Source organism: Vibrio sp. TRT 17S01 (genome assembly GCF_050113695.1).
GTDB lineage: Bacteria > Pseudomonadota > Gammaproteobacteria > Enterobacterales > Vibrionaceae > Vibrio.
Genome location: NZ_JBNJOG010000005.1, coordinates 1 through 20,390 on the forward strand (window position 1 = coordinate 1; position 20,390 = coordinate 20,390).

The 20,390-nt window shown below is 42.2% G+C and carries 18 protein-coding genes and 1 pseudogene; 10 read left to right on the plus strand and 9 right to left on the minus strand.

Annotated features, from left to right (window positions below):
• A pseudogene (locus ACQEXS_RS09450) lies at positions 1-537 on the plus strand (hypothetical protein); the annotation flags it as partial.
• Between the two features lie 14 nt (positions 538-551).
• Positions 552-2,180 carry a BatD family protein gene (locus tag ACQEXS_RS09455; RefSeq protein WP_427013648.1) on the plus strand — a complete coding sequence of 543 codons (1,629 nt, stop codon included), beginning with the start codon at positions 552-554 and terminating at the stop codon, positions 2,178-2,180.
• A gap of 51 nt (positions 2,181-2,231) precedes the next feature.
• Here the strand turns inward: ACQEXS_RS09455 and ACQEXS_RS09460 are convergent, their stop codons facing one another.
• The gene (locus tag ACQEXS_RS09460; protein ID WP_427013649.1) at positions 2,232-4,355 is read right to left on the minus strand and encodes a GGDEF domain-containing protein; all 2,124 of its coding nucleotides are present in this window, start codon (positions 4,353-4,355) and stop codon (positions 2,232-2,234) included.
• 341 nt (positions 4,356-4,696) lie between these two features.
• Here ACQEXS_RS09460 and ACQEXS_RS09465 point away from each other — a divergent pair, with 341 nt between their 5' ends.
• Positions 4,697-5,125: a L,D-transpeptidase family protein gene (locus tag ACQEXS_RS09465; protein ID WP_367990764.1), complete on the plus strand. Its 429-nt coding sequence runs from the start codon at positions 4,697-4,699 to the stop codon at positions 5,123-5,125.
• Between the two features lie 3 nt (positions 5,126-5,128).
• On the opposite strand, the gene ACQEXS_RS09470 is transcribed toward ACQEXS_RS09465, so the two are convergent.
• The 5 genes from ACQEXS_RS09470 to ACQEXS_RS09490 form a co-directional block, all read right to left on the minus strand.
• Positions 5,129-5,746, minus strand: coding sequence for a DUF1294 domain-containing protein (locus ACQEXS_RS09470; RefSeq protein ID WP_427013650.1), 618 nt, complete (start codon positions 5,744-5,746; stop codon positions 5,129-5,131).
• A 136-nt stretch (positions 5,747-5,882) separates the two neighbouring features.
• On the minus strand, positions 5,883-6,281 hold the full coding sequence (locus ACQEXS_RS09475; RefSeq protein WP_367990116.1) for an OsmC family protein: 399 nt from the start codon (positions 6,279-6,281) through the stop codon (positions 5,883-5,885).
• Between the two features lie 120 nt (positions 6,282-6,401).
• Complete coding sequence (locus tag ACQEXS_RS09480; protein ID WP_427013651.1) at positions 6,402-7,016, minus strand: LysE family translocator; 615 nt, start codon at positions 7,014-7,016, stop codon at positions 6,402-6,404.
• A gap of 97 nt (positions 7,017-7,113) precedes the next feature.
• Positions 7,114-8,028 (minus strand): LysR family transcriptional regulator, encoded by a 915-nt coding sequence (locus ACQEXS_RS09485; RefSeq protein WP_427010608.1) that lies wholly within the window; start codon positions 8,026-8,028, stop codon positions 7,114-7,116.
• Positions 8,025-8,510 carry an Lrp/AsnC family transcriptional regulator gene (locus ACQEXS_RS09490; RefSeq protein WP_427013652.1) on the minus strand — a complete coding sequence of 162 codons (486 nt, stop codon included), beginning with the start codon at positions 8,508-8,510 and terminating at the stop codon, positions 8,025-8,027. The genes ACQEXS_RS09485 and ACQEXS_RS09490 overlap by 4 nt, the downstream gene beginning before the upstream one ends.
• Positions 8,511-8,793: 283 nt before the next feature.
• Here ACQEXS_RS09490 and yjeH point away from each other — a divergent pair, with 283 nt between their 5' ends.
• Entirely contained in the window at positions 8,794-10,056 is a 1,263-nt protein-coding gene (gene yjeH, locus ACQEXS_RS09495) for an L-methionine/branched-chain amino acid transporter (RefSeq protein ID WP_427013653.1), read from the plus strand.
• Here the strand turns inward: yjeH and ACQEXS_RS09500 are convergent, their stop codons facing one another.
• Positions 10,057-10,815: a class II glutamine amidotransferase gene (locus ACQEXS_RS09500; RefSeq protein ID WP_427013654.1), complete on the minus strand. Its 759-nt coding sequence runs from the start codon at positions 10,813-10,815 to the stop codon at positions 10,057-10,059.
• A gap of 107 nt (positions 10,816-10,922) precedes the next feature.
• Positions 10,923-11,930 (minus strand): helix-turn-helix domain-containing protein, encoded by a 1,008-nt coding sequence (locus tag ACQEXS_RS09505; RefSeq protein ID WP_427013655.1) that lies wholly within the window; start codon positions 11,928-11,930, stop codon positions 10,923-10,925.
• A gap of 109 nt (positions 11,931-12,039) precedes the next feature.
• Between ACQEXS_RS09505 and ACQEXS_RS09510 the strand changes: the two genes are divergently transcribed.
• From ACQEXS_RS09510 to ACQEXS_RS09525, 4 genes are all read left to right on the plus strand, one after another.
• A complete protein-coding gene (locus ACQEXS_RS09510) occupies positions 12,040-12,369 on the plus strand; it encodes an MFS transporter (protein WP_427013656.1) in 330 nt (109 codons plus the stop codon).
• Complete coding sequence (locus ACQEXS_RS09515; protein ID WP_427013657.1) at positions 12,366-13,589, plus strand: HlyD family secretion protein; 1,224 nt, start codon at positions 12,366-12,368, stop codon at positions 13,587-13,589. Before ACQEXS_RS09510 ends, ACQEXS_RS09515 begins: the two co-directional genes overlap by 4 nt.
• Positions 13,590-14,017: 428 nt before the next feature.
• On the plus strand, positions 14,018-14,920 hold the full coding sequence (locus tag ACQEXS_RS09520; RefSeq protein WP_427013658.1) for an AraC family transcriptional regulator: 903 nt from the start codon (positions 14,018-14,020) through the stop codon (positions 14,918-14,920).
• A 778-nt stretch (positions 14,921-15,698) separates the two neighbouring features.
• A complete protein-coding gene (locus ACQEXS_RS09525; RefSeq protein WP_367990126.1) occupies positions 15,699-16,151 on the plus strand; it encodes a dCMP deaminase family protein in 453 nt (150 codons plus the stop codon).
• On the opposite strand, the gene ACQEXS_RS09530 is transcribed toward ACQEXS_RS09525, so the two are convergent.
• Complete coding sequence (locus ACQEXS_RS09530; RefSeq protein WP_427013659.1) at positions 16,134-18,788, minus strand: ATP-binding protein; 2,655 nt, start codon at positions 18,786-18,788, stop codon at positions 16,134-16,136. The two genes, ACQEXS_RS09525 and ACQEXS_RS09530, sit on opposite strands and share 18 nt — an antisense overlap.
• Positions 18,789-18,909: 121 nt before the next feature.
• Between ACQEXS_RS09530 and ACQEXS_RS09535 the strand changes: the two genes are divergently transcribed.
• Both ACQEXS_RS09535 and ACQEXS_RS09540 read left to right on the plus strand, forming a co-directional pair.
• Positions 18,910-19,338 carry a hypothetical protein gene (locus ACQEXS_RS09535; protein ID WP_367990128.1) on the plus strand — a complete coding sequence of 143 codons (429 nt, stop codon included), beginning with the start codon at positions 18,910-18,912 and terminating at the stop codon, positions 19,336-19,338.
• Between the two features lie 3 nt (positions 19,339-19,341).
• Complete coding sequence (locus ACQEXS_RS09540; protein WP_427013660.1) at positions 19,342-20,388, plus strand: sulfate ABC transporter permease; 1,047 nt, start codon at positions 19,342-19,344, stop codon at positions 20,386-20,388.
• Positions 20,389-20,390: the final 2 nt, after the last annotated feature.

Consider the following 20,390-nt stretch of genomic DNA (forward strand, 5'->3'; position numbering starts at 1 on the left):
CAGCAACAGCAACAGCAACAGCAACAGCAACAGCAACAGCAACAGCAACAGCAACAGCAACAGCAACAGCAACAGCAACAGCAGTCTGATTCTGACAACAAATCAGATCAACAACAATCTTCAGAAAATCAGCAGAATCAGCAGAATCAGCAGAATCAGCAGAATCAGCAGAATCAGCAGAATCAGCAGAATCAGCAGAATCAGCAGAAAAATGAAAAGGGCCAATCGGAATCGAGTCAAGAGCAACAGTCAAAAGAGACCTCAGGTTCTCAGAACGCTGCCGAAGACAAATCTGAACAGAAAGCGGACAAAAAGCCGGCTCAGGAGATGGAACAAGATTCTCAGCCATCAGAAAACACTCGGCAAAAAGATGGTGCTCCTCAGCTTCAAGAAGATAACCAACAAGCGATTGACCCTGAGTTAAGAAAACTCGAGCAAGTCGAAAGTGCGCGAGATCCAAGCCGCCTACTACGTGCTCAGTTATTGCTTCAGGCTCAACAGAAACAACCACCAGAGAATACAGGTAAACAGTGGTGATGATGAAACGTTATATGAGATATTGCTTGGCCATATTGCTTGGAGCAATGTGTTTAATAAGTACAAGCGCTTTTGCCACAACTGTTTGGGCAACCGTCAGTAAAAACAAAGTCTCTAAGAATGAGGTGTTTCAACTGCGAGTTGTGGTTGATGAGAAAGTCTCCTCCGACGCCATCGACTTTACCTCTTTAGAGAATCAATTTTATTTAGGGCGACCAAGTTTCGGTTCCTCTGTCAATATTATCAACGGAGATCGCAGTACGAGAAGTGAATGGAATATTTCTCTTGCAGCGCATCAATTGGGCATGGCTACCATTCCCGCCTTTGAAGTGAATGGCGCAAAATCTCAACCCATTGCTATTCAGGTGACTGTTGATCAGGACGACCCGAAAGCAGATGATCTCATCGAGCTACAAGCCAATCTAGACAAGACGCAACTCTACCCGAATGAAAGTGCTTATTTGAAAACTCGCCTGATCATCAAAGCCGATCCTCGACGATTACAAAACCCACAGATCACACCACCAAGCATTAATGGCATGACATTAGACACTGAAGGAGAACCAAACCAGTATCAAAGTGTGCTTGATGGGATGGAAGTGACCGTGGTAGACCAAACCTATCGTATTACAGCTGATCAAGCGGGGCAGTTTATGTTACGCGGGCCTTCGTTTAAAGGCACCGTAATATATGGCAGTAATCGCACCGGCACCACCAAACTGATCCCGGTGATAACAAAAGCAAAACAGTTTGATATTAATGTTGAATCAAAGCCTGAGAGCTATAAAGGCACTTGGTTACCAACGGCTTCGCTCCAACTGACACAGCAGTGGCATGATGCAGAAGGGAACTTGATCAACCCTGTAGAAACGTTAAAAACTAAAGTGGGAGACTCGATCAGCCGCGAGATAACATTAGACATCGCAGGTTTGGCATCCGAGCGGTTCCCAAACATCAAGTTGGATTATCCAAGTTCTGTTCGTGTATACGACGAAAAGCCTAAATTTACCGAATTGGATAATGGCGTTACTCGAATGACGGTAAAACAGGTGCTCATTCCACAGAAACAAGGAGAAACGACGCTTCCCGATGTCACGATCAATTGGTGGAATAGCCAAAGTAAGAAAGCAGAAAGTAATAAATTAGCTGGGCTCGCCTTAGATATTGCTCCCGGTGAAGTCATCAACACACCTTTAACAGCAACGACGCCAAACCAACCCGCTGAGGTTAAAACAGTCACAGTTAAGGACAGCGGGTACTGGCCTTACTTAACCGCACTATTTGCCATTCTTTGGTTACTCACTGGAATCTATGCATTGAAACGTTCACCAAGATCAGTGAATTCAGATGAGATGAACAGTACCCCACTGGAAACGGAGACACTTGAGAGTGCGCTACAGTCATTGAAAAACAAAGACTTTATTCGAGCTCAACACTTTGTTGATTTGTGGCTCAAACAAAACCCGAGCTTAGATCCTAAGCTCAAGCAGGAAATCACTGAAGAAGTCGCTGAAATGCAGCGTGCTCAGTACGCTTCCGGCACTGCCTCTTGGAATGAAGATAGACTCATCAAGAAGCTCACAACCGCACGCAAACAACACGTAAAAATGAAGCCTTCTGAAAAAGAACTGCCTTCATTATGATCACAAAGGGCGCTTCATTAAGCGCCCTTCTTTTTATTTATTTGTCACTTCTCATTCCAATGCCACTAACTCACCTTCCCAATACGCGACAGTATTGCGACCTGCACCTTTTGCTTGGTAGAGTGCTTTATCTGCCTGACCATAGAGTAAATCAAAATTAAAATCCTTCGATCTTGTGGATGTAATGGCGTAACCGACAGAAACCGTCAAAACTTCTGATACAGGGCTTTTACTGTGCATGATCGCTTCTTCTTCGATACATGCTCTTAAGCACTCAGCAAGTTTTGCCACTTGTTCATCCGATTGTTCAACAACCAGCAGCGCGAACTCTTCACCACCAATACGACAAAACATTTCGTTTTCATATTGAGTATGGTGCTGCAGAATGTTGCCAACCCGCATCAAAGCGATGTCACCTTGCATATGACCATATTCATTGTTGTATAGCCCAAAATGGTCAATATCAATCAAGATAAGCCCATAAGAACATTCCTTATTTCCTGGCTTATGACAGAGCTCTTCAAGCATCGACTCCAACATTCTGCGGTTACCTAATCGGGTCAAGGGATCCATCTTTGCCAGTAGTTCAAGCTTATCGTTTGCTGATTGCAGTTCTTTGGTTCTAACTTTGACCTCTTGCTCAAGGTTTTCATTGAGTTCATGAACGGCTTCTTGAGCTCGCGTTCTCAATAAAACCTCCGTGACATTGGAAGCAAACATACGGATCACTTCCCGCAGCTGTTGGGTGAGTGGCGTTCTCTTAATCAAGTTATCTGCTGCAATAAACGCAATAGGTTCACCATTATTGTTTGTCAGCATCGTCATCGCTGTCCAACCAAAGCCAACAATATGAAAATCGTGATAAATGGGTACTGATTCTTCAAACGCAACCTCGTTAGGAGTTGATCTCGCTAAATGCACAATAGAACGATCGGTAGTTTCCGAACGATAGTAAGACTCATCAACTAAGTTACCTTGAATGTCTGTTCCCCAAGTGCCCTGCATGTACGTGCAATTAGCATCGGTTAAAAAAACCGCCAGACGATCAATGCCCAGACGATTGGTTGCAAATGTCACCGCCGTTTTACACACTTCTCGCACCGTCATGCAGCGTGACAACTCCATCATGCTTGCATGAAGCATACGAACATTCTGCTCCTGACGTTTTCGTATATAGATCTGTGATAGTAAGGAACCAAACGACTCTAACATTTGTCTCTGATAGTTACTGATTGGAGCCCGGTTGATGTAGTTATCCATCGCGATCCAGCCAATGGTTTCTTCTCCATCCCGCAGGATCAACATACCATTCCACCCCTGCCCAATCACATTGCCCGCGGTATACAAAGGTGCACCATCAATAACAACAAGGTTCTCTTTTCCTTCTAATAAGGCATTGATATAGGTCTCATCAAGCTGGTGCAAGTCATATTGGGTGTGATGCTCACTGACAGTATTGCCTTCTTCATCTGTACCGTATGTACCGCTAAAACAACGTTTTTTAATGTCCAGCAACATAAAAACAGCTCGGTCAAAGCCAAGCTGGTTACGGATAGCTTCAACAGCCATTTTGTGCAGTTCATCAAGACTTGATGGGTTCGATATATCGATGGCAACCTTATGAACTAGCTTCATATTGTCGATGAAGCATTCACGTTGTTTAATCACATCGAGATACTGCGCTTCTTTAATATCTCGATTCTTAAATTCTTTCGCGGCTTCTGTCTCCGCCCGCACACACTGCCAGCGCGAGGCAATCAATTGCAATGTATCGATACTATGGTTTTTATTCGCTTGGTGAAGAAGCTCTGTATTAATCGACTCCAGCACTAAATATGTTCGCATTTCAGGGTGATTATCGAGCATGAACACATACGTATTACTATCTAGCGTTTGTTGATAGTCCCAGTGACAAGTATTCATTGCTAAAGGCAACAATCCATCAGAGGTGTCAAATTGAGAAGCCCATGTCCAGAAAGTTTCAGGATACGCATCTAAACTTACCGGTGAACCCATAGTATATAAGTGTATTGGTGATGCTGAGTTTTTGGGTTCATAAAATACCCCACCAGCCTTGGGCTCAAGTATTTCATCAACAAACTGAAATAAAGAATTAGCAAGAAACCGTTGGTTTCTCGCTGACATTATATTTTTTAGTAGGACACGGGATGTCATTTTATAAGCCTGACGTTCTTTATTATATGCAACTAAAAAACTAGCACCTTACCCTAATCAATCAAACAAATTCCGTACGCCGTGTTAACCAACTCGCAGTTATTTTCTTCATAGTTTTACAAGCTTGAGTTAGATGGCATTTTTTTGATCTTATTTCCATTTATTTCATCAGATGCCGTATTTTCCCTATTGACTTTTGTTGCAGATAATTTTGTATCAGATGTCATACTTAAACTAGTTACGAACTTACTCTACAATGCGGGCCAACGTTCACTGAGGTTGTTAGAAGTGTGAAAAGAATAATATTTGCTCTGCTGGTACTTGTGATATCCAACACCAGCATGGCAGCGGTTGATTTGGTTAAAGTCGATAAGTCTAAGAGAAGAATGTACCTACTTCATGGCAATGAAGTGATCAAAGAGTATCGGATCGCTTTAGGTGGGGAGCCTAAAGGTCATAAGACTCATGAGGGTGATCAGCGCACCCCTGAAGGGCGTTATTATTTGGACTTCGTGATGGAGGATTCTGATTTCTATCGCTCTATCCATATTAGTTATCCAAATCTCAGGGACAAAGCGACGGCCGCAAGACACCAACTTGATCCCGGCGGCAACATTAAAATTCATGGATTTAAAAATGGTGATGATCGACCCGTTAACTTTGTTCAAAGCTTTGATTGGACAAATGGGTGTATTGCTATCTCAAATGCAGAGATGGATGAACTCTTGGGCTTAGTGAAACCCGGCACACCAATTGAAATTCAGTGGTAAACATTAAAAGTAGTTAAGTACTTGGTTATAAAACGCTTGATCGACAGCACTTAAGGGTTGCTCTGCATACGGTGACAGCGACCAAAGTAAAAAGCCAATGTGTACCAGAATACATAACGAGAAAAATATGCGGTAAAACAAGCTCTTCGCTTTCAGCCGCATAAAATAGTGACATAATGATTCTGCAATCCATCCTCCGAGCATTGACAGAAAAAAGTAACTCGCCTCACTGGTTGATGGCGTTCCCTTTTGTAATGCTCGTTTATCTAACCAAGAGACAAACATCACAATGAGACTGATGAAAGAATAGTAATAAATAATCACCAAGGGGTACGCGAATAACCATACACACATCGCAAGCGTAATAACAAACCAAACAGCGACAATGATTGAAACATAGAAATGCCTCATCCGCTCAATTTTGGTTGCTTTGTGATTACCTTGTTCATCTTGGCTGAGCCTAAATAAAACTTCCTGACCGATGGTTGGCTTAAAGCCGATTTTGCGTGTATCTGCACTCAAAAACTTCACTCGCATCCCACCAGTTTCAGGGGTTAGATAACCGTATTCTTTTTCACCATACCATTCAGTGATTTTTCCCTTAAGCTTCTTTGCCGCCATATCAACTCAGATCCAATCAACTTGAATACAAGCATAGAAAAAAGCCGGGCATAATGCCCGGCTTCGAAATTCTCAATTTAACTGTAACCTAGTATAAAAACTTTCAATGTCTTATACATCAATCAGTTAGGCAACGTTAAACAATTTCCCATGTATGGGTAGTTTCAACACCTTTTGCTAACATCAAACAGACTGAGCAGTACTTCTCTAACGAGTCAGCGGTTACTTTTGCCACTATTTCAGGATCAAGGTTGTCACCAGATACTTCAAAATGAATATTCACCTTAGTGAAAATACGTGGCGCAGTATCACGGCGCTCCGTCGTTAGCTTAGCTGAACATGAAGAAACAAGTTGCCCTGCTTCCTTTAACCCATCAACGACATCAACAGAGCTGCAACCGCCAGCAGCCATTAACACCATTTCCATTGGGCTTGGAGCTGTTGAACCACCGTTACCATCCATAACAATCGAATGGCCGGATTGGGATTGACCTAAAAACTTAAAACCTTCAATCCACTTAACTTCGGCTTCCATACTTTTCTCTCTTTCAGTTCTAATAAGATTTTAGCCAAAAAGTGTACCGCCAAATAAACTTATTTTCACTAAGGAATTAAGTGAATATGCAAGCGCTCTATTACTCAAGGTCCAAAACCGCTATACAGTGAAAAGCACCCGTACAGCGAGTGCAATGAGAATGATGCCAGTAAGGCGATCGATAAGTTGAGCTCGATTACGTATCTTTTCCAGAACGGTCGGGACAGACAGAATAAAAGTGATAAATGTGTACCAAAGACCATCAACCACAAATGGGGTTAAAACAATCAGAGCTTTATCCACGTTGCTAGCCCCCAGCGCAACAAATTGGCTAAATAGAGCAATAAAGAAAATGGCAATTTTAGGGCTCAAAATAGAAATCAAAAAGCCTTCTTTCGCCGATTGTAGCAAACTAACTGACTGGCCTGATTCGAGTTTTTCGGTGACGCCACCTCGAGATCGGATAGCATTAAAACCCAGATAAACGAGATACCCCGCACCTAAGTAACTAATTCCTTTAAACAGCATCGGCGACTGTTGCAGTAGCACAGCAAGACCAATCAATGTGATAAAAGCATAAATACCAATGCCAAAAGCATGAGCCCAAGATGTTGCTAACCCATTGAGCCGACTCCCTGCCAGACTATGTTTAGCCACAACAGCTAGGCTAGGCCCGGGAGACATTGCGCCTAAAATACAAATGGTAAACAGAGACAACCAAACCGTAAATGTCATGAAAGTACTTCTCGTTTTGTTATGTAACTACCGTTACCATAAAGCGCCGCCATTATGATCTGAAATCAAAAAACATCATTGCGCTCATGATCTCAAATCATTTGATTGAGTATTGAGATGATTCCATGATTCGCTTCATGTTTGTTCGCATCCATTTATGCGCCTCGTCTTGATCGTATTTAGGGTGCCAGATAAACCAGTACTTATAAGAAGGCGTCTTTATCGGTAACGATTTGATGACAAGCTGATTGGGCTCAGCAAGGTTGGTGGCAATGTGCTCTGGAACCGTCATTAGATAGTCACTTTGACGCAATGTGTTCACGGCAGAGGTGAAGAAAGGCACTTTCAACGCAATACGACGACTCAATCCTTCTTGTTTTAATGCAACATCAACAAAGGAATCTTTATCTCCGCCTCCCGTTACTTTTACGTGGCTGTATTCCAGCAGATCTTGCAATAGAATGGTCTTCTTATTGGCCAGCGGATGCGTATTATGCATTACGCATACAGGTTCATCCTCGCCTATTTGAAAGTGACTCAAATTAGATGGAGGTTCAGGTAGCATGGTCGAGGCAAGATGAATTCCAGTGTCATGAAAGTGGCTGAGGAATGAGGGTTCCCATAAACGGTAAGCTAAGTCTACTTTTGGCGCCATGGCTGCAACATTCGAGGCCACATCCGGAATCAAATATTGAGCGACATAATCACTTGAAGAAAAAACAAATTCTTGTTGCCACAACATAGGGTCAAACGGTTTGTCTGCAACCAATGCGTCGATTTCCCCCATAAGAGGCTCAATTCGACTGCGCAGCGTTAACGCTCTAGGGGTTGGCCTAAGGATATTGCCATCGCGGACCAATAGTGGGTCCCGATACAACTCGCGTAGCTGCCCCAACTGACGACTGACAGCAGATTGTGTAATGCACAAACGTTCCGCAGTGCGACTCACATGGCATTCATCCAGCAGCACTTGTAGCGTGCGAAGTAAATTGAGATTGATATTGCTCATCAACAGCTACCCATTTGTTTTCTATGCGGTAAGGGTGAACGTATCTTCTTGTCCACATTGAAAAACTCCGTGAGAACCGTATGAGTGATCAACTGCCTAAGTTCAGGGATTTGCTGTAATTGATCGCGAATGTCATTCAGTCTAGACATACTTGGCACTTCCACAAACAGCATCATATCGGTTTCTCCACTGATTGCGTGGCACCACTTTACTCCATCAATTTGATAGATCTTTTCTGCGTATTTTTCGCAATGGTGCGTTGCTTCTGACATATCAAATTTAATCGCAAGATAGGCACAGATCATTTCTTGTTCTGGGCTCTGCACGCTCACCGAGTAACCCAAGATTGTCCCATCATGTTCTAATTTTTTAATTCGAGCCGTCACGGCAGAACGAGACAAATTCACATCTCGAGCAATATCACTCACTGAGCGCCTAGCATCCTGCTTAAGTACATCTAAAATCTGCTCATCAAATTTATCCATATTACTTCCTGTCATCTGTTCATGACTTTTTATTCTGCTTTATTCCAAGACATTAAGGGATGAGCTCCGTGGTAAGAGCTAAAAAAAGGTCGCTTGGATTGCGTAATGTTACATAAATTCAACATAGAAGAAAGCAGGCAGATTGATGCTTGTATCGCTTATTACCGTCATATTGACTACTAAATAGACCAAATTGGTGGCTGCTTTTGTTTCTCGCAACGTTTAACCTATCTCCATACAGAGTCAGTACCGTTATTTAATGATGTGGTTCAAGGAGTGAACGATGGGCGAGCTAAAAAAAGAAATTACACTTTTGTCAGGCATTGGGCAGCTCTCTACCACGCTTATGGGGACGGGCTTATTTATGGTACCAGCAATTGCAGCGGGAATTGCTGGCTCTTTATCGCTATGGGCATGGATACTATTATTCATTGCCATTTGCCCTGTCGCACTGACTTTCGCCCAATTAGGAAAGCGTTACCCAAACGCCGGAGGCACCGCTCACTTTGTTCGCCTAGCGTTTAATGAGAAACTGGGACGTAGCGTGGCTTGGTTGTTTGTCAGTGTAATTCCGGTCGGTGTTCCTGCTGCTGTCGCCTTAGCTGCTGGCTTTTTGCAACCATTACTGCCCTCTCCAATAAACAGCGCTCTCATTGCGCAGATCATAACTGTCTGTCTTTTAATTGGCGTAAACCTACTCGGTGCTAAATCTTCGGGTCAACTCCAAACTCTTATTGCTGTCGCCATCTTCTCGCTTGTGATTGCTTTTGTTTTGAAAGGAAACATTTCAACATCGGACATCACCATGCCACACCTCACAGGAGAAGATATTTGGCCAATTGGCGCTGCGTTAGGTGTGATGTTTTGGTGCTTTGTTGGTATTGAGGCTTTCGCTCATATGGGGGAAGAATTTAAAAATCCTCAAAGAGATTTCCCTATCGCGATTATCGTTGGAAGTTTTATCGCAGGAGCAACCTACTGGATTTGCTCGGTTGTCATTTTGAAGTTTGGCGCATATGGTCATGCTAGCTTTGACAATGGCTCGATTCCTTGGCTCAGTGAGCTGTTGTTTGGTTCTGGGTTTAAAACTTTAATTGCGATTCTTGGTTTTTCTGCCTGCTTTGCAAGTGTCAATTTGTATACCCAAAGCTTATCACGTATGGTCTGGGCCCAAGCTCGTGAATATCGCCCGACTAGCGCCATCGCCCGAGTATCATTACGCGGAGTACCAGCCAATGCAACGCTCATGGTTGGTGCCGTGTTATTGATCTCCTGCCTTATCGGAGAGCTTTCTGGTTTAGATTTAGAGTTCTTTTTGAAACTCGCCAACAGCATCTTTGTTTTGATTTACTTATTAGCCATGCTCGCCGCATGCCGTCTCCTTAATGGCTGGAACAAACGATTAGCAAAATGCTCTTTGCTGCTTTGTACTGTTGTTTTTGTTTGTCTCGGTTGGTCTATGTTATATGCATTGAGTATTTTTGGATTACTGTCGCTACCTTGGTCCAAATGGTTTGGGGATCGCAAAGCACGTGTAACTGAGTAGCTAGAGGTCAATAGTGGTGGTCTGTGCTCCATGGATATGAATCAGCGTCTGTGGGGCTATCGCATGCCAAATGTGAACTTTATCTAAGGGCTCTGACGTTAGCACCATACCTTCCTGATATTGGCTTAAAAACATGGTAGGCGGGTATGGATCAGAGCTGTATCTTACCGCCCAGAACTGCTCTCCATCAGAAAGACAAATCGATGCCTTAAAAGGTTCGCTGACTTGCATGCGTTCTGTTAACTCGCAGATCTCAGATAGTGTTTTCTTTACCGCACCGACAGCATCCACCTGCAATCCATGCTTCAACATGAGTAAGAATATCAACTCGCTGTCTGTCGTCCCTTTTCGTTGTAAGTATAAAAACTCAGGCAAACTTCTCTCAAGCTCATACTTTACTTTCTCAAACTCACCAATTTGCCCGTTATGAAGAAACATCCAGTTTTCAAAGATAAAAGGATGGCAGTTTGATCGAGAAACTTGCGTTCCAGTAGATGAGCGTACGTGTGCCATAAAACGATGTGAGCGAATGTGGTGCGCCAAAGAACGCAAATTTTCATCTCCCCATGCGGGCAACACCTCATGAAATTGACCCGGTGTATCACGCTCTGTGTACCAACCTAAACCAAAGCCATCCGCATTCACTCGAGTTACCGCCTTTCTCGCCTCAAGGCTTTGATGAACTAATGAAAATTCAGGTTCATACACCAATTCATCGATGTAGATGGGGGTACCATGATATGCAAGCCATCGACACATATTGCTCTCCTTTTAATAAATATGACACAACCTACGTGATATTAAACCTTTCCAGATTATAGTTTGGCTTAGCACTCATCGAGTAAAGCAGATTGAAAACATCGTATTTAAAAAACGTCATGAAAGCGTTCAATATACTGCCTCGGTGTTACCCCTCTTTGCTTCTTAAACATACGGTTGAAACTCGCTTCATTGCTGTATCCCAGCGCTTTCGCAACCTCTGCAAGAGGGACATTCTTTGACATTAATGCGATCGCTCGATTACTGAGAACATAACCACACACCGTTGTAAAATTTAAACCTTCTTGATGCAAACGCCGTTGAAATTGTTGTTCAGAACAACCTAAGAGCTGCGCAACCCCCTTTACCGTTGGCAAACCATAATGGCAGCTGTAATTAATGAGCTCATAAATCACTTTCAATCCATCTTCTGGCTCTGGCATGTTAAGAAAATCATCTAGATCACTGAAGTTCATAGCTAAGCGCTTGTTCGATATTTTCTTAGACTGTTGAGTCGTTAAGCGTAGATCCGCGTTAAACCATACCTCTGTTTTATTGTGATTCCAGACGACAGTACAACCAAAAAACGCTTCATATTCCTTGGTGTTTTTTCGCGACCCTGACAGCATCACACGAAGAGGGTTGAAGGATTCACCAAGGTATTCACGTAGGATCTTGGTCATAAAAATAGCCACTCTGACGCTGTCATGTGCTTTTTGTTCCGGCTCAATGAAAGGGTTGCTATACGTCCATTTTAATAGGTTGCCAATCTGGGCCCCTGCCAAGAAAGCGCCAGATTGTAAACAGCTAAGACCATAGTTTACGCGCCGAATCGTCGAAGCAAGATCGTAACCAGAAAGAAGCCAACGGCTAATGGTGCCCAAACGACCAATCTCAATATCACGAGACATTTTAAGAATGATATCTGGCTCTGAAGTGGCCAATTCTAGATTTCGGTACCACTTATTTAGATCACTAAGAGGGATCAAAGTCATTGAACTAGAGAATACACTCTCTGCTATCCCTAATTCCCCACTTGATAATTGATAGCGATATCTTGCGGCATTGTGAATATTCAGAATACCAATTGAGCGAATAAACCTGACCGACTTCAAAATACAGATCCAATCAAATAAAGATGAATTTTGATTAAATCTGTCACAAACACTTCCAAAATTCAAATTCTGATCACAATCCTCCCAGAACATAGAACCGGAGTATTGAATGAGTCTTTTGAGTGTTCCTTTTGTTGGGACAAATGCAGACACAGCGCTACACGTCTTTGCCACTGTGGTCTTACTCGCAACCGTCGGTGCAGCCTTATACGGTTTTTGGCGCATCCATGAACTACCAATAAACAAAGCTCACAGTAAAGAGCACCACCAGTTGGGGTTAATCACCGCCCTCACATGGATTGGATTCGTCTGGCACTGGGTGTGGGTGCTCGCCGTTATCCTTGCTTTCGTTGATATGGAAAAAGCCATCGTCAATTTGCGTGATACATGGCGACACGCACCACAACAAGAAATGAATCCAGAGGAGAAAAACAAATGATAGAAGGATTAGCTGTTTGGTCTCTGTTTATTTATCTCCTGAGACTGGTTGGTATGCCGTGGAACAAGTTTACTCAGGCATTTGCGTATCTTGGCGGAATTTCTTGGTTACTGTTTGTATGGGTAGGTTTAATTAACTTTACTCCAATGGATATGTCAGGTGGTTCATTGGTGCAATCACCTCATATCCAGCTTAGACCTGACTCTGTTAATGTCAGTGGTAAAGTGGAACATATATACATCAAGCCAAATCAAAAAATTGTGAAGGGCCAATTAATTTACGAATTGGAAGATGAACCTTATGTCATCGCTCTTAAGCAAGCAAAAACATCTGAAGCGTCAGCCGAAATCAAGTTAGTGACAGCTAAAGAAGAAGTTGGTATCGCAGAAAGCCACTACACGTCATTGCTTCAAGACTTAGAAACAACAAAAAGTGAACTCGAGGCTGCCAAAGTGGATTATCGTTTACAATCAAAAATGTTGAAACGATACCAAGAGCAGAATCGAGTAGTAAGCAACACAATTACTGCTAGCGATATAGACAAACAAACCAGTGTAGTGGCGCTTGCAAAACAAAAAGTCATTACCACAGAGTCTCAACTGAAGAAGAAACACGTCGATACGGATAAAGCAAAGCTTTCCATTAAGAAAGCTCAATTAGCAGTGAAAGCACGTGAAGCCGACATTATTGCTGCCCAAGAAAAAACAGCCAGAGCACAATGGGATTTAGACAGTACGAAAATCTACGCACCTGCAGATGGGTTTGTTACCAATTTCATGTTGCGTGAAGGCCAGCTCGTATCTCGCGTCCCACGTTTACAAATGTACACTGAAGAAAAGTATGTTCTCATGCGCGTTAATCACCAAGCAATACGCAACATAAAACCAGGCCAAGCAGCTGAATTTGCTTCTTCTGTATACCCAGGGAAAGTGTTCCGTGCAGAAGTTGAAGGTATTGTAGAAGCAACTGGGGAAGCGCAGGGAAATTTGGTAGGCATTGATCCTTCCGTTCGAGCAACGACTGGTAAGAACGTTCAGAACAAACATCACTTTGTCCGTCTAAAGATAGATGAACCAAAGGGCTATGATTTACCCGTTGGTTCTGTGGGTCTCGCCTGGGTCAGTGGGGATAAGCCCATCGGCTTTATGGCTTTCCTTGACGTTATTCGAGGTATTATCTTACGAATGAAGTCCCAGCTCTATTTCTTTTATTCCATCTGATGTTATTGATAACTTTGTTAAAATATTTATCCCAAGGGGTATTTTCAGTAACAAATGTGCATTATGTCATTAGCAAATTTGTGGTTATTTGCAATATGCACTTGCATAATGCAAATTAATGACCGCTAAGACCTGTTAATTGGCCAAAAAAGCAGCAAATAAGCACTCTAAAACTTGGCACATATAGTGCATTAGTATTAGCGACCCTTATTAAGCCGAGGGTCACCTAGCCAACTGACGTTGTTAGTGAACCAATTTGTTCACATCTATATAAGCCAATAGCATGATTTGCTGTTGGCTCTTTTTTTGTCTGCTTTCTCAATTTCTATTCGTGAAGAACCGCAAGCTTATAACCTGTGTTACGCCTCCCACCAGTGAATCCATGTAAGATATGAGTTAACACAAGCAACGCTTAGGGATTAACCATCATGAAAACAAATTATCAAGAACGCTTACTCCCCGTCATACGCTATTTAGAGACACACTTTAACCAACCATTAAACCTTGAAAGCGTCGCTCAACTGGCTTGTTTATCTCCTTACCATTTTCATCGAATTTTTAAAGCCGTGATCGGGGAAACCCTAAACGACTATTTGAAGAGGCTGCGCTTAGAAAGTGCCGCTAACGATCTCTTCTACCATAAACCAGCGATACTAGATGTAGCTTTGGAGTATGGTTTCTCGAGCTCTCAGAGTTTTGCAAAAGCCTTCAAACAACAATATGACCTAACTCCCTCTCAAGTGCGTGATTGCCAGCAAATTCAAGACTTTTCTGCCCTATTGAAAAACAGCAAGATTGGACACACACTTCGCAAGAATGGAAACGCAGCAACCGTAAGTGATTTTTATACTAGCTCTAACATCAACCAATGGAGCGAACTTATGGACATCCAGCATTTTGAACCATCTACTTTGGCGTACGTGCGAGTAACAGGACCTTATGGCGAGAACTACGAGCCAGCCTCCAATAGGCTGTATTCATGGGCTGGCCCAAACGGATTAGCTAGCAATACCTGCATCTTTATCTACCACGACAATCCCGAGATCACGCCTGCAGATAAATGTCGTACCGATATCTGCTTGATAGTCGATAACAACGTACAAGTTATTAATGGCATCGAAAAGAAATCATTTCCTGGTGGAAAATATGGTGTGATCCGCAAAACAATTACAGACCATAGTCAGTATTCTATTGCTTGGGATGAGCTCATGGCTCAGGTTGTTGAGCAAGGGGTTGAAAGTGATGACCGCCCCTGTTTTGAGCTTTACCATAGTTATGACCTTGAAACAGGTCATGCAGACGTCAGCTTTTGCACTGCCATAAAAGCCTAAAAAAGGAAAACCCCACCAAGCTCTCGCTTGATGGGGTTAGTTCTTACTCGCAGCAATCCGGCTACAAATAGGTGCTCCCTGCATCTATTCCTTGATAGTACGCTGGTCCGTTCAGCACTTTCCTTATCATCGCCTTCCTAGCGGTGTCCCTAGCAATCCTGCCCGTTAGTCTATCCCGACTAACTCACATCACTTATCCTTAAGCGGTGTCCTACTCTGTCATCCTGACAGAAATAACCTTAGTCCTTTAAGCGTCCATTAACCTTCCATGAGTAACCATCCTAGCTACAAGCATCCAGCTAATGTCCTTCGCTATCCTTGCCAATCGCTCTTCATGAACGATCGAATCTTCTTCCTGAAGATGACCTATCCTTGGGTCTTTCCTGTTCCGTGTCTGCGTCCTGCTGACACCATTAAGATTACTCAAAGCACTCAAAGTCACAATAGAAAATATCAAAAAAACGCTTAGAACAAATATTGCACAGATAATTTAATTTTTAAATATCAGCAACTTAAAAAGACTCCGCTATATATCCTATCGTTTTTATCCCTTATCACTCACGCGCTTGTGAGAGATCTCGCACAAAGCCATGAGCAAATGGCCGCTTTTGTTATTGACAGATACGCCTCTATATTGTGAACTTAATCACACTAAATCCGAGAGCAGTTTTCAGTTAACCATTTCTATTCGTATTTCACTGGACTAAGACAGTAGAAACTAGGATATTATTGTCAGATCTCTCTCACATAATTCAGATAGTTGTTCGAGGAACCGTCGATGATTTCAAAGTGGGCACAACGCTTTTACCAAATGGCAGAACTAGTTGGCTCTTGGAGTAAAGACCCATCAACTCAAGTTGGGGCTGTCATTACTAAACAAAACCGAATTGTTTCTGTGGGTTTTAATGGTTATCCACACGGTATTTCTGATAGTGCAAATACTGATAACAGAGAAATGAAATACTTAAAAACGCTGCACGCTGAAGAAAATGCCATTTTATTTGCTAAGCGAGATCTAGACGGATGTGAAATTTGGGTAACACATTTTCCTTGTCCTAACTGTGCAGCGAAGATCATCCAAACTGGTATTTCTGCCGTACATTGCCCGGAGCAGACACCTGATTTTCTCTCTCGTTGGGGAGAGAAAATCAAAGTAAGTCAGGATATGTTCTTGCAAGCGGGGGTTAAAGTGAATTGGCTACCGCTAGAAGATTTAAACAGCGACGTTTAGTCTTTCAAAAGTATCAAAGAGCTGCTGAGATTTATAAGGCTTAGGCAGGTAAGCATCCATACCTGCCTCAAAGCAGCTGTCTATCTCTTCTTGCAGGACACTCGCTGTAAGCGCAATAATCGGCATACGCCCCTTTTGATTGTTTTCTTCCCACTCACGTATTTTTCTAGTCGCTGTTAAACCATCCATAATTGGCATCATGCAATCCATAAGAATGGCGCTAAACTCTTTACCGGTTTCGATAATATTGATTGCCTCTTGCCCGTTGCTAGCAATCTGATAATCAATACCGGCTTTACTTAAGAAGAAACTAGCAATTTTCTGGTTCATTAAATTGTCTTCGACGATAAGAACTCGGCGATGGTTGAGGGATTCTGAAGAAAAGTCTTCCAACGTTTCGTATGGTTTGTGGCTCATTTCTCCTGAAATCGAAATCTTTCTGAGTAGCGCCCCTAATTTCTTACCCAATATCGGTAAAGTCATTGTGGCTGAAACAAGCGATTCAATATCAGACGAAAGATATAAATGATGCTGCAGTGCGATGAGTTCTGCTTCTGAGTGGTGTTGAGACAGTTGCGACAGATCATTTCGGCTACCCGATTGTCCTGAATAACAATACATTACTATTTGGTAGTTGTTTTCTTTCTCCAAAGCTTGGGCGATATTCAAACAAACCGTAACTTCTAAGCCATAGCGCTCACATTCGGAGGTAATTAAGTCGGTATATTTTGATTTGTTTGAAACCAATAGTGCTTTGTATGAGTATGTCGGCCGCTCACATACCTGTTTGAATGTTTCTAATGGTACAGTGAACTCAAAACAACTTCCCATTCCTTTCGTTGAATCAACACTAATGGTTCCACCCATCAACCCAACAATCTGGCGACAGATCGTCAGCCCAAGCCCAGTGCCGCCAAACTGACGAGTGATACTGCCATCTTCTTGAGTAAAAGGTTTGAAGATGTCTTCTTGCTTGTCCTTTTCAATACCTACCCCAGAGTCAATAACACTGCAAGTCAACCAAGACTGTACACCTTCTTGGTGGTATCGCAACTCAACAGACACAAAGCCATCATTGGTAAATTTCACTGCATTACTTAACAGATTCATCAACACTTGTTTGAAACGAAACTCATCGATATTAACCAGATCTGGCAATGCTGGATCCAAATCAATAAGCAGCTCAACATGTTGTTTAAGGGCCTTTGAGCTAATCATATTGACGGTATCAAACACTGCATCACGAATATCGGCCTCGTGCTTCGACAGCGTTAAATTACCCGACTCAATTTTAGACAGATCCAGAATATCGTTGATCAATACTAATAACGCGTGAGACGAGGCATCAATGTCTGACAGAATCTCTTTTTGGCTGTTGTTTAGATGGCTATCAGACAATATTTCTGCCATACCTATGATGCCATTGAGAGGTGTTCGGATCTCGTGGGACATATTTGCTAGGAAAATACTTTTCGCCTTGTTTGCTGCTTCTGCATGTTCCTTCGCTTTCACCAATTGCTTTTCATGATTCATTTGATCTTTGATGATTGAATTAAGACTCTTAGCAAACTTAGTAAACTCGTCCTTTCCATCGACCGGGATTTGCTCAACACCATTTTTGCTTCTTAAACTGCTCATCGTATTTAAGATGCGCCTTAACTTGGAGTTAATCCGATAGAGAGTGCTACTCCCCCAAACAAACATAGCCCCTAATACCGCGCACATCGCTAGAGCAAGCAATAACATTGAGCGCTGATTCTTTGTAATGCTGATTTCTAGTTCAGAACGAAGGTTTTCAGCAAACAAGCTCAACTGTCTATCAACAAGTAAATTCCGTTTTTCAATAATATGAATGAGATTTGATAAATCTGCATCTCCTTGGCGATTATTCAGTACTTGTTCACGTAAATACGTACTCTGGCTAAAATCTCTACTAGAAAATAGCCCAAGTAGTAATTCAATCTGCTTAGAATTGGCACCACCTGTAATATATTTATCTAAATAGAACTGCTGCCTTTCGCTAATTTGAAAATAGTCAGAAGAATACTCAGAATAAGTCCAATCAAGTCGAACAATTTCTTGAGCTAGCCACGCTTCACGCTCCATCCAATAATGCAGCCAACTTAAATCACTCAAAACAAGGTCAAGTTTGTGAATATCCACATCAGCATTATGGCTATCAACACGTTGTATATCGGAATATATATCTTGTAAAACTTCGTAAAGAACTCGGCCTAATTCAATACTGCCTTCAGGTGTCACTTCTGATAACTCAGAAATAATGTCACCCAATTCTTCTAGACCAGACGTAATGTCCGATTCCAGTTCGACAACACCATAATGTTTATGTGCGACAGAATGCGCCGTTTGTTTTAACTCACTAATAACACGCTTGCTTCTTTCTAATGAAGAAGAAGCATCCTCACCACTCAAACGTTTATTTAAACCGTCATAGATATGCTTAGATAATTCTGAAAGCATATAGAGTGATTGGGCTTTTTCATCAATTACAGTATAACTGTGAAGTTTGTTCTGGATATGGATAACGCTGTTTGCACTAAAACCAACAATCACCAATGCTGGCAGTAAGCAGAGTATTAACAGCCTTGTCTTAATAGATATTTTTGTTATTAACATTTGAATTCATCCTTGAATCAAAAGTTTCCTAGCCTATCTTTAATAGTAGCTAATAAAAACTTGTATCTTAGATAAAAAATAATACTTTGTGGATGCAGTCCGGTAAAAATAAGGAATATCTTTGAAAAACCTTTTGATTTTTGTACTTCTGCAGTTGGCTAGCTGTAGTATTTTGGCACGAGATTTCGTCATTATAACTCTTAATGATGAAATTAAGCCATTGCGTACTAATCAAGTAAAGATGCTTTATCGGGGCAGGGTCACACATTTAGATGGTATTCCAGCCAGACTAATGGACCTGCCAAACCATTCAGAAAATCGTCAGTTGTTTTATAAAACCCTTTTAAATAAATCACCCACTCAAATGAACGCTATCTGGGCTCGACAGAGTTTTTCAGGTAAAGCACTCGCTCCTTTCGAAATTCCACAAGAGAATTTGGAGCTTATAGTCACTTGGCTTAAAGACAATCCAAATGGCATTGCATACGTTCCAGAAGAGCAAGTACCGGAAGATGTACGGGTTATTTATTATTTGAAAAGCAAAGGCTAGGCTATGAAGAACAAGTATTTACTTTCCATATTAATTGCACTCCCCTCAAGTGCCTTTGCCCAACTCCAACTTACGGAATCCCTCTATTTGGATGGGTTTGGTACTTTCGCAGCGGCAAAAAGTGATAACAATACCCCAGTTTTATTTAATCGTGATATTACCGATGAATGGTGCTTCGACTGCGATACAACAATGGGACTGCAACTCAACTGGGCAATCACACCAAAGCTAAGAAGTGCTATACAAGTCGTTAAACGACCACAGGACACTTTTTCTGAGCCTGAAATAGAACGCGCTTTCGTTGAGTACTCATTAAATGAAACCAAAATTAAAGCAGGCCGTTTGCGTGTTCCTATTTTCATCATGTCTGAATACTACTTTGTTTCCAGTGCCTACCCTTGGTTAAGACTTCCCTCTGAGGTTTATAACAATACCCTTGGTATTACACACTATGAAGGCATTGCGGTTGATTGGAGCCATACCTTTGAGGATGACTTTCAGCTCAATCTCACCCCATTCTACTCACGAAAAAGTAACGACCGACGCAGTTTGTATGGCGAGTGGTTTAATTTGGAAATAAAGCAAAGTTACGGTTTTTCCGCTGATCTGTTTTTTGGTGACAATACGATTCACGCATCGGCCATCAATGCCAGCGTTGTTCAGGAGTACCTAAACCAACTTCCTATCGAGTTCGATCTTCAGCTCTACTCTGCTGGCTTTAGTTATTACATTGATAAGCTTCATCTACAATCTGAACTTCTTGTATCACGAGAGTTTCACGTCAATTGGTATGCCAGTGTCGACTACAACATCAAAAACTGGACACCATACTTCCAATATGGTCAAGCAAGGCGAGCTTTCCACAGCAACACCTATCTCACAGGGGTAAGGTATGACATCACCCCAAGTGTCAACTTGAAAATGGAGTGGCAACGCATCTACGGCCAAAAAGAAATTATCAGTGGGCAGTTCACCATGCCACAAAACCCACTTGAACCGTTGGCAGATAAAGTCGATATTTTCTCTGCGGGTATTTCGTTCACTTTTTAAGT

Excerpts from the sequence above, each read along its gene's own strand:
- ACQEXS_RS09530 (WP_427013659.1), bottom strand. The coding sequence starts at position 18,788 with ATGTTAATAACAAAAATATCTATTAAGACAAGGCTGTTAATACTCTGC.
- ACQEXS_RS09475 (WP_367990116.1), bottom strand. The coding sequence starts at position 6,281 with ATGGAAGCCGAAGTTAAGTGGATTGAAGGTTTTAAGTTTTTAGGTCAA.
- ACQEXS_RS09515 (WP_427013657.1), top strand. The coding sequence starts at position 12,366 with ATGATAGAAGGATTAGCTGTTTGGTCTCTGTTTATTTATCTCCTGAGA.
- ACQEXS_RS09500 (WP_427013654.1), bottom strand. The coding sequence starts at position 10,815 with ATGTGTCGATGGCTTGCATATCATGGTACCCCCATCTACATCGATGAA.
- ACQEXS_RS09470 (WP_427013650.1), bottom strand. The coding sequence starts at position 5,746 with ATGGCGGCAAAGAAGCTTAAGGGAAAAATCACTGAATGGTATGGTGAA.
- ACQEXS_RS09510 (WP_427013656.1), top strand. The coding sequence starts at position 12,040 with ATGAGTCTTTTGAGTGTTCCTTTTGTTGGGACAAATGCAGACACAGCG.
- ACQEXS_RS09480 (WP_427013651.1), bottom strand. The coding sequence starts at position 7,016 with ATGACATTTACGGTTTGGTTGTCTCTGTTTACCATTTGTATTTTAGGC.
- ACQEXS_RS09520 (WP_427013658.1), top strand. The coding sequence starts at position 14,018 with ATGAAAACAAATTATCAAGAACGCTTACTCCCCGTCATACGCTATTTA.
- ACQEXS_RS09465 (WP_367990764.1), top strand. The coding sequence starts at position 4,697 with ATGGCAGCGGTTGATTTGGTTAAAGTCGATAAGTCTAAGAGAAGAATG.
- ACQEXS_RS09460 (WP_427013649.1), bottom strand. The coding sequence starts at position 4,355 with ATGACATCCCGTGTCCTACTAAAAAATATAATGTCAGCGAGAAACCAA.
- ACQEXS_RS09490 (WP_427013652.1), bottom strand. The coding sequence starts at position 8,510 with ATGGATAAATTTGATGAGCAGATTTTAGATGTACTTAAGCAGGATGCT.
- ACQEXS_RS09525 (WP_367990126.1), top strand. The coding sequence starts at position 15,699 with ATGATTTCAAAGTGGGCACAACGCTTTTACCAAATGGCAGAACTAGTT.
- yjeH (WP_427013653.1), top strand. The coding sequence starts at position 8,794 with ATGGGCGAGCTAAAAAAAGAAATTACACTTTTGTCAGGCATTGGGCAG.
- ACQEXS_RS09455 (WP_427013648.1), top strand. The coding sequence starts at position 552 with ATGAGATATTGCTTGGCCATATTGCTTGGAGCAATGTGTTTAATAAGT.
- ACQEXS_RS09540 (WP_427013660.1), top strand. The coding sequence starts at position 19,342 with ATGAAGAACAAGTATTTACTTTCCATATTAATTGCACTCCCCTCAAGT.